The organism is Thiocapsa sp. (genome assembly GCF_022340925.1).
Lineage (GTDB): Bacteria > Pseudomonadota > Gammaproteobacteria > Chromatiales > Chromatiaceae > Thiocapsa.
The window spans coordinates 1-8,333 of the sequence record NZ_JAJDNA010000120.1 but is presented as its reverse complement, the minus strand read 5'-3'; the positions used below and the strand labels follow the sequence as shown (position 1 = coordinate 8,333).

Here is an 8,333-nt window from a genome sequence, read left to right as displayed (position 1 = left end):
CCGTCCTTCGGGGACTGCCCGGGGGCGGACTGAACATGGCGTTCGAGGCGGTGGACCGGCATCTCGACGACGGGCTCGCCGACAAGGTCGCGCTGCGCTGGCTGGCGCGCGACCCCGATGCCGGGGCGCAGGGCGTACGGGACTTCAGCTACCGGGAGCTGGCCGCCCTGACCAGCCGCTTTGCCCATCTGCTCGAGCGTCTCGGCGTCGGCTGCGGGGAGCGGGTGTTCAGCCTGCTCGGCCGCGTACCGGATCTCTACATCACGGCGCTCGGCACCTTGAAAGGCGGGCGGGTGTTCTCGCCCCTCTTCTCGGCCTTCGGCCCGGAGCCGGTGAAAGCGCGCATGGAGATCGGGGATGCCCGGGTTCTGGTCACCACCGACGCCTACTACCGTCGCAAGGTCGCCCCCTGGCGCCATGAGCTGCCGGGTCTGCGTCACGTGCTCCTGACCGACCGCCGCGGAGAGGATCTCCCTGAAGGAACCCTGTCACTCGCCGAGGCGATGGAAACCTGCCCCGACACCGGCGGTCTGGCGGCCACCCGGCCGGAGGACATGGCCCTGCTGCACTTCACCAGCGGCACCACCGGCAGGCCCAAGGGTGCCATCCACGTGCACGAGGCGGTGCTCGTGCACTACCTCACCGGGTCCTATGCGCTGGACCTGCATCCGGGCGACGTCTACTGGTGCACGGCGGACCCGGGCTGGGTCACGGGGACCAGCTACGGCATCCTCGCACCACTCGCCATCGGGGCCACGATGATCGTGGACGAGGCCGATCTGGACCCGGGCCGCTGGTTCGGCATCCTGCAGGATCAGCGGGTGACCGTCTGGTACACCGCGCCCACCGCCATCCGGATGCTGATGAAGGTCGGCGCGGACATCGCCCCACACTATGACCTTTCGCGTCTGCGCTTCCTCGCCAGCGTGGGCGAGCCGCTGAACCCCGAGGGGGTGATCTGGGGCCGGGATGTCCTCGGCCTGCCCTTCCACGACAACTGGTGGCAGACCGAGACCGGGGGGATCATGATCGCCAACTACCGCACCATGCCCATCAAGCCGGGCTCCATGGGCCGACCCCTGCCGGGTGTCGATGCCGCGATCGTGCGGCGCGATCCCGAGGGCGGCTCGGTCCAGGTCGTCGATGCGGCAGACACCGTCGGCGAGCTGGCGCTGAGGCCAGGCTGGCCCTCCATGTTCCGCGGCTATCTCAACGAGCCCGAGCGCTACGCCAGATGCTTCGCCGGCGGCTGGTACCTGACCGGCGACCTGGCCCAGCGGGATGCCGACGGTTACTTCTGGTTCGTCGGCCGTGCCGATGACGTGATCAAGTCCGCCGGCCATCTGATCGGGCCCTTCGAGGTGGAGAGCGCGCTCATGGAGCACCCGGCAGTCGCTGAGGCCGCCGCCATCGGCATCCCGGAGCCCACCGCCGGTGAGATCGTGAAGGCACTGGTGGCGCTCAAACCCGGCTTCGCATGGGATGAGAACCTGCGCAAGTCGTTGCTGGCACATGCCCGCAAGCGTCTGGGTCCGGCCGTCGCACCGCGCGAGATCGACTTCCGGGCAAACCTGCCCAAGACGCGCAGCGGCAAGATCATGCGCCGGCTGCTCCGGGCGCGCGAGCTCGGGCTCCCCGAGGGCGATGTCTCAACCCTGGAGAGTGACGCCTGATGACCGATACCAAGCTGCACCTCAACCGGGAGCATGCGCTGCACCTGCTGCGCGAGATGCTGCGCATCCGCAGGTTCGAGGAGCGTTGCGCCGAGCTCTACACGGAGGAAAAGATCCGCGGTTTCCTCCATCTCTATATCGGCGAGGAGGCGATCGCCGTTGGCGTCATGCAGTGCCTGACGCCGGAAGACGCCGTGGTCGCCACCTATCGTGAGCACGGTCACGCGTTGGCCCGCGGGATGCCGATGACGAGGATGATGGCGGAGATGTACGGCAGGCAGGAGGGCTGCAGCCGGGGACGCGGCGGGTCCATGCACCTCTTCGACGCCGCCAGCCGCTTCTACGGGGGCAATGCCATCGTCGGCGGCTCGCTGCCGCTGGCGGTCGGTCTGGCCCTCGCGGACAAGATGCGGGGACGCCAGCAGGTCACCGCCTGTTTCTTCGGCGAGGGCGCCGCCGCCGAGGGGGAGTTCCACGAGAGCCTCAATCTGGCCGCTCTCTGGCAGCTGCCGGTGCTGTTCGTGTGCGAGAACAACCTCTACGCCATGGGGACGGCATTGGAGCGCTCCGAGTCCGAGACACACATCTTCCGCAAGGCGCAGAGCTACAAGGTCGAGGCTGAGGCGGTAAACGGGATGGACGTCCTTGCAATCGAGGTCGCCGCGCGCCGCGGCGTGGCCGCCATCCGTGCCGGGGGAGGTCCGCGCTTCCTCGAATGCCAGACCTACCGTTTCCGCGCCCATTCGATGTTCGACGCCCAGCTCTACCGCGACAAGGCCGAGGTGGAGGCCTGGAGGGAGAAGGGCCCGGTGCTGCGCTTCGGGCACTGGCTGGAGGAGACCGGCATGCTGGATCCGGCCGGGCGCGCCCGGATCGAGGCCGAGATCGAGGCGGAGCTCGCGACCGCCGTGGCCTTTGCCGAGCAAGGGACCTGGGAGCCGGTCGAGGACCTGACGCGGGACGTCTACACGGAGCGGCTGGCATGAGCGCTGAGACGCGTGAGACCAGCTATCGTGAGGCCGTGCGGGAGGCGATCCGCGACGCCCTCCGGCGCGATCCGCGGGTCTTCCTGATGGGCGAGGACGTGGGCCGCTACGGCGGCTGTTATGCGGTGACCAAGGGTCTCTACGACGAATTCGGCCCTGAGCGCATCCGCGACACGCCGCTCTCGGAGTCTGGCTTCACCGGCGCCGGCATCGGTGCCGCCATGGGCGGCATGAGACCCATCGTCGAGATCATGACGGTCAATTTCAGCCTGCTGGCCCTCGATCAGATCGTCAACAACGCCGCCACCATCCGCCATATGTCCGGGGGGCAGCTCAACGTGCCGGTGGTGATCCGCATGGCCTGCGGCGCCGGCCGCCAGCTCGCCGCCCAGCACTCCCATAGCCTGGAGGCCTGGTATGCCCATATCCCGGGGATCAAGGTGGTTGCGCCCGCCACCCTGGAGGACGCCCGCGGCATGCTCTGGACCGCCTTGGAGGATCCTGATCCGGTCGTGATCTTCGAGCACGTGATGCTCTACAACCGGACAGCTCAGCTCGCTTCCGATGCCGGTCCTGTCTCCATCGAAGGTGCGGCGGTGCGCCGCGCGGGCGGCGACCTGACCCTGATCACCTACGGCGGATCGCTCTACAAGACACTGGAGGCCGCCGAGGCCTTGGCGGGTGAGGGCATCGCCGCCGAGGTCATCGACCTGCGCAGCCTCCGCCCCCTGGACGATGCCACCATCATGGCCTCGGTGGCGCGGACGCACCGCGCCCTGATCGTCGACGAGGGCTGGCGCTCCGGCAGTCTCGCGGCGGAGATCAGTGCGCGGATCATGGAGCAGGCCTTCTGGGAGCTCGACGCCCCGGTCGGCCGGGTCTGCAGCGCCGAGGTGCCGATCCCCTATCCCAAGCACCTCGAGGACGCCGCCCTGCCGCAGGTCGAGGGCATCGTCGCGGCGGCGAAGGCGGTGACGGGCCGATGAGCGCGGTCTACCGCATGCCCTCCCTGGGCGCCGACATGGAGGCCGGAACCCTGATCGAATGGGTCAAACAGCCCGGCGAGCGCTTCGCCAAGGGCGACGTCATCGCCGTCGTGGAGACGCAGAAGGGGGCCATCGAGGTCGAGGTCTTCCATGACGGTGTCATGGGCCGGCCGTTGGTCGAGACGGGGCAGCGGGTGCCGGTGGGCACTCCGATGGCTGAGGTTGAGCTCGTGGACGTCCAACGCGCGGCCGCCGCGGCGCCAGGCGGCGAGCCGCCGGCGGAGCGGCGCGCGCCCACGAGGACCGCGGCGGTCCGGACCCTGCCGGGCGCAACGTCCCCGCCCGAGCCGGCGGGCGCGCGTTCGATCACCGTGCCCCGGCGCCTCCGCGCCTCACCTGCCGCACGTCGGCAGGCGCAGCAGCTCGGCCTGGCACTGGCCGACCTGGCAGGCAGCGGCCCGGATGGGGCCATCGTCCTGCGAGATGTCGTCTCGGCGGGCGGGAGGGCAGCCCCGGTGCGTCCACCCGCCGAGCGACCGGCACCTCGCCGCGGTCCGAACCTGGACGCCATGCGCGGGGCGATCGCCGCCGCCATGAGCCGCTCCAAGCGCGAGATTCCTCACTACTACCTGAGCCACACCATCGACCTCACCCGGGCTACCGACTGGGTCGCTGGGCATAACGCCGTGCGGCCGCCGGAGCGGCGCATCCTGCTGGGTGTGCTCTTGATCAAGGCGGTCGCCGTGACGCTGCGCAACTACCCGCAGCTCAACGGATTCGACCGCGAGGGGCGCTTCGAGCCTGCCACCGGCATCCATGTCGGCAGCGCCACGGCGATCCGCGGCGGCGGTCTGGTGGCCCCGGCGATCCATGACGCCGACCGTCTGGAGCTGGATGTCCTGATGGACCGCCTGCGCGACCTCGTTGCGCGCGTCCGGGCGGGCACCCTGCGCAGCTCGGAGCTCGCCGATCCCACCGTCACGGTCTCGAGCCTGGGCGAGCGCGGCGTGGATCGGCTCTATGGCGTCATCTACCCGCCCCAGGTGGCCATCGTCGGATTCGGCACGCCAAGCCCCAGGCCCTGGGTCGTGGACGGCCAGGTGGTCCCGCGCACCCTGGTCACCGCCACCCTCGCCGCGGATCACCGTCACAGCGACGGGCACCGCGGCGCACTCTTCCTGGCCCAGGTGGGCCAACGGCTGCAGGAGCCCGACACCCTATGACCCACAATGAGATCAGAGCCGCCGCTCTGGAGGAGCTCATCAACGTCGCCCCGGACCTCGCCGAGGAGACCATCCCGGTCGACGCGGACCTGCGCGAGACCTTTGACATGGACTCGATGGACTTGGTCAACTGGGTCGCCGCGCTCCACCGGCGGCTGGGGGTCGACATTCCCGAGCTGGATTACCCCAAGCTCCGCAGTCTCGATGCCACGGCCGCCTATCTGGCCGGACGACTCGGCATCAGCCAGACGCCGGGTCCGCCATGAGGACCGCGTTTCTGCGGACTGCCGGTGTCGCCGCGACCCGGCTCGACTCATTGGGGAAGCGCTGAAGACGTCGACGCTTCCAGCGGCGCCTGGATGTGCCGCCGTTTTCAGTCGCCTCAGGACGATCCAACAGGGCAGATGATGAAGCAGGTCTTTCTTTGGTTGATTGCCGGCGTGATTCTTGGTGGGTGCAGCAGCTCGGCAGTCATCAGCGAGCTCGAGGAAGACAAGGTTGTCATACAGGCAACCTATCCCAACCGGGCGCAAGTCAGGGCAGAAGCCGACCGCGGCTGTGCATTCCACGGACGGGCCGCCGTTCCAATCAGCAATCGATGTATCGATGAACATTGCATCAGGAAGAGCTTCCTCTTCGCCTGTGAGCGACGCGCGGACGATTCCGGACACCGCTCATCCCCATGGTTGGGTGTGAGCGTGGATGATGTCACGGACCACCTCTATGCCGATCCGCCAGGTTCGTCGGAAGTCGTGATCAGCCGGATTTATGCGGACGGCCCGGCCAGGCAGGCGGGACTCAGGGTCGGCGACATCATCGAGTCTTTCAACGGACTCACGGTACGCAATTCCATGATGCTGGTCGCTTTGAAAAATGACATTGAAATCGGTGAGCAGATGGTGTTTGGTATCCGCCGGGGCAAGGATGCGCTGAGCGTCATCATGACGGCTGAACAACGGCGATGAGAAGCCTGGGCTCCTGGACAGTCCGTCCGACGCCTTGAGCTCCCGTCGCGCGGCGGGGTCAATGTTCATGCCGACGTACAACAATCGCGCGATCCGTCGAGGCGTGGGCCACCCTGGGGCGACCATGGACGCACTGCATCTGGCTGTTGAGCTGATTCCGTGGAACGCCCACTTCGAGACCGGGTTGGACGTGATCGATCAGCAACACCGGCAACTGGTCGCGCGGGTCAATCAACTTGCAGCGCTGTTCTTACAAGGACGCGATGAGTCGTCGCCGAACGACCTCATGACCGCGTTGCTCGGCTGTGTGGAGCATCACTTCAGCATCGAGGAGGCCGTCTGGGACGTCTGGCTCGGCGGCCATGAAGGTGTCGCGGCGCATCGCCGAACCCATGCTGATTTCCTCGACGCGCTCTTGCGACAGCGCGCCGAAACAGCGGCGGGATCGCCCGATGAGGTCGCCGAGCGCACGCTCCGCTTTCTGACGCGCCGGCTCGCGCATCACATCCTCGACGACGACAAACGTCTGGCGTGCATGGCCCTTGCGGTGCGCGCGGGCGCCTCACTGCGGGAGGCGGCCCATCGCGCCGACGAGGAGACGGTCGGCATGACGGCGGTGCCGATCGAAACCTTGTCGTCGCTGAACGAGATGCTATTCGCGCGGGCGCTTGGCCTGATGCGCGAGAGGACGGTGCGCGTGCGGACCGAGGAGGCCCTGCAGGCCAGCAGGGCCACTGTGATCGCGCTGCGCCAGCAGCACGACATGCAGCGGCTCATCAATGAGCTGGCGTCGGATTTCATGGCGGCCACGACGAGTGATTTCGATGCCGCGATCGATCGAATCCTGCGGCGCAGCGGCGAATATTTCGACGCCGATCGCTCCTACGTGTTTGTCACGCATGGGGAAGGTAAATACTTCAGCAATACGCATGAATGGTGCGCCGCGGGGATCGAGCCGCAGCGCGAGTACCTGCAGGATCATCTGGTCGAGGCGGCACCTTGGTGGTGGGGCCAGCTCAGAGGCGAGGGACGGGTCCTGGTGCGGAACATCGCCGACCTGCCCGACGAGGCCGCTGCAGAGCGAACGGTCCTGGAGTCACAGGACATCCTGTCTGTTTGCGCCTTCCCCATCGGGGATCGGGATGGCGTGTTCGGCTTCGTCGGCTTCGACGCCGTGCGCGACCGACGCGACTGGGCGGACGACGTCATCCAGTTCGGCGCCACGATCGGCGATCTGATCGGCATCGCACTTGGCTACAGCCGGATGCACCGGAGCTTGTGGGAGAGCGAGAACCGCTACCGGGCGCTATTCGAATCCCTGGCCGATGCCGTCATCGTCGTCGATGCCGGAAATGGCCTGATCGTGGATGCGAACCGGGAGGCGGAGACCCTGACCGGCCGATCTGTCGCTGAACTGCGCTCGCTGCTGGTCAGCGCGCTGCATCCGCCTGAGTCGTGCGGCGCGGTGCAGCGGCACCTGGAGGTCTCCGGCAAGGTCGCTGGCGTGGTCATGACCGAGCTTGTCCTATCGAGCCTCGACGGTCGCCTGATTCCGGTCGAGGTGCGCAGTGCGGGCCATTATTCTGCCGGCGAGCAATCACTGGTGGTGAGCGTCTATCGCGACATCTCCGAGCGCAAAGACGCCGAGGCGCGCATTCGGCACATGGCTCAACACGATGCCCTGACGGGCCTGCCCAACCGGGCGCTGTTCGACCACCTGTTTGAGGCCACGCTGGAGGCGGCCCGGCGCGACCAGTCCCGCTTTGCCCTGCTGTTTGCGGATCTCGACAATCTGAAGCCGGTCAACGATGGCCTCGGACATGCGGTGGGCGACCTCCTGCTCAAGCAAGTGGCCGACCGTATCCGCAGGGCCATCGGTGACACGGATACCGCCGCCAGGATCGGCGGCGACGAGTTTCTCATCTTGGTGCGCGACGTCCGCCGGCCTGAGGACGCCGCGACCGTAGCGGAGCAGGTCCTGCGCGCGGTCAGCGAGCCGTGTTCGCTCGAAGGCCGGGCAATCCTCGCGTCGATCAGCATCGGGATCGCCCTCTACCCGGTGCATGGCACCGATGCTTTCGCGCTGACGCGGCATGCCGATCAGGCCATGTATCGCGCCAAGGTGGGGGGTAAGAACGGCTTTGCCTTCGCCGAGACCTGAGCTGGAGCGAAGCATCCGATCGTTGGTATTGACGGCGAGCCCGAAGCACCTGAGTGCGCCCGCGCGATGATTCTCAGCGATGGTCTGTTGCCTCGGTCGGACACGGCGGCAATGGTGTTGTCACTCACATTATCGCACTGAAATTTTTCAGAATAATCCGCGCCGACCCTACCGGATTCGTCCCCCGGTGTTGCAGGTGCCTGTGGGCCAGGCGGTCTTGGGTCGCTTTGGGCGTCCCCAACGGCACCAACCGGCCAGGTCCGGTTGCTCGCTGTTAGGCTGTGGCTGACCGGTTTACCCGCAGTGCGGTCGCTGGCCGTGGAGGAGGAAATCCGACCG

At 67.5% G+C, this 8,333-nt stretch carries 7 protein-coding genes; all 7 read left to right on the top strand.

Annotation, left to right across the window (positions count from 1 at the left end; translation table 11 throughout):
• Positions 1–1,673, top strand: a 1,673-nt coding sequence (gene acsA, locus LJE61_RS14410) for an acetate--CoA ligase (RefSeq protein ID WP_296918755.1), incomplete at its 5' end; no start/stop codon positions are given.
• Positions 1,673–2,659 (top strand): pyruvate dehydrogenase (acetyl-transferring) E1 component subunit alpha, encoded by a 987-nt coding sequence (gene pdhA / locus LJE61_RS14405; protein WP_296912660.1) that lies wholly within the window; start codon positions 1,673–1,675, stop codon positions 2,657–2,659. The genes acsA and pdhA, both read left to right, overlap by 1 nt.
• The gene (locus LJE61_RS14400; protein ID WP_296912662.1) at positions 2,656–3,645 is read left to right on the top strand and encodes an alpha-ketoacid dehydrogenase subunit beta; all 990 of its coding nucleotides are present in this window, start codon (positions 2,656–2,658) and stop codon (positions 3,643–3,645) included. Before pdhA ends, LJE61_RS14400 begins: the two co-directional genes overlap by 4 nt.
• The gene (locus tag LJE61_RS14395; RefSeq protein ID WP_296918753.1) at positions 3,642–4,868 is read left to right on the top strand and encodes a dihydrolipoamide acetyltransferase family protein; all 1,227 of its coding nucleotides are present in this window, start codon (positions 3,642–3,644) and stop codon (positions 4,866–4,868) included. Before LJE61_RS14400 ends, LJE61_RS14395 begins: the two co-directional genes overlap by 4 nt.
• A complete protein-coding gene (locus tag LJE61_RS14390; RefSeq protein WP_296910208.1) occupies positions 4,865–5,134 on the top strand; it encodes an acyl carrier protein in 270 nt (89 codons plus the stop codon). The genes LJE61_RS14395 and LJE61_RS14390 overlap by 4 nt, the downstream gene beginning before the upstream one ends.
• Positions 5,135–5,272: 138 nt before the next feature.
• A complete protein-coding gene (locus LJE61_RS14385) occupies positions 5,273–5,833 on the top strand; it encodes a PDZ domain-containing protein (RefSeq protein ID WP_296918751.1) in 561 nt (186 codons plus the stop codon).
• Between the two features lie 67 nt (positions 5,834–5,900).
• Positions 5,901–7,994 (top strand): diguanylate cyclase domain-containing protein, encoded by a 2,094-nt coding sequence (locus LJE61_RS14380; RefSeq protein WP_296918749.1) that lies wholly within the window; start codon positions 5,901–5,903, stop codon positions 7,992–7,994.
• The last annotated feature ends 339 nt before the right edge of the window (positions 7,995–8,333 follow it).

Excerpts from the sequence above, each read along its gene's own strand:
- pdhA (WP_296912660.1), top strand. The coding sequence starts at position 1,673 with ATGACCGATACCAAGCTGCACCTCAACCGGGAGCATGCGCTGCACCTG.
- LJE61_RS14400 (WP_296912662.1), top strand. The coding sequence starts at position 2,656 with ATGAGCGCTGAGACGCGTGAGACCAGCTATCGTGAGGCCGTGCGGGAG.
- LJE61_RS14395 (WP_296918753.1), top strand. The coding sequence starts at position 3,642 with ATGAGCGCGGTCTACCGCATGCCCTCCCTGGGCGCCGACATGGAGGCC.
- LJE61_RS14390 (WP_296910208.1), top strand. The coding sequence starts at position 4,865 with ATGACCCACAATGAGATCAGAGCCGCCGCTCTGGAGGAGCTCATCAAC.
- LJE61_RS14385 (WP_296918751.1), top strand. The coding sequence starts at position 5,273 with ATGATGAAGCAGGTCTTTCTTTGGTTGATTGCCGGCGTGATTCTTGGT.
- LJE61_RS14380 (WP_296918749.1), top strand. The coding sequence starts at position 5,901 with ATGCCGACGTACAACAATCGCGCGATCCGTCGAGGCGTGGGCCACCCT.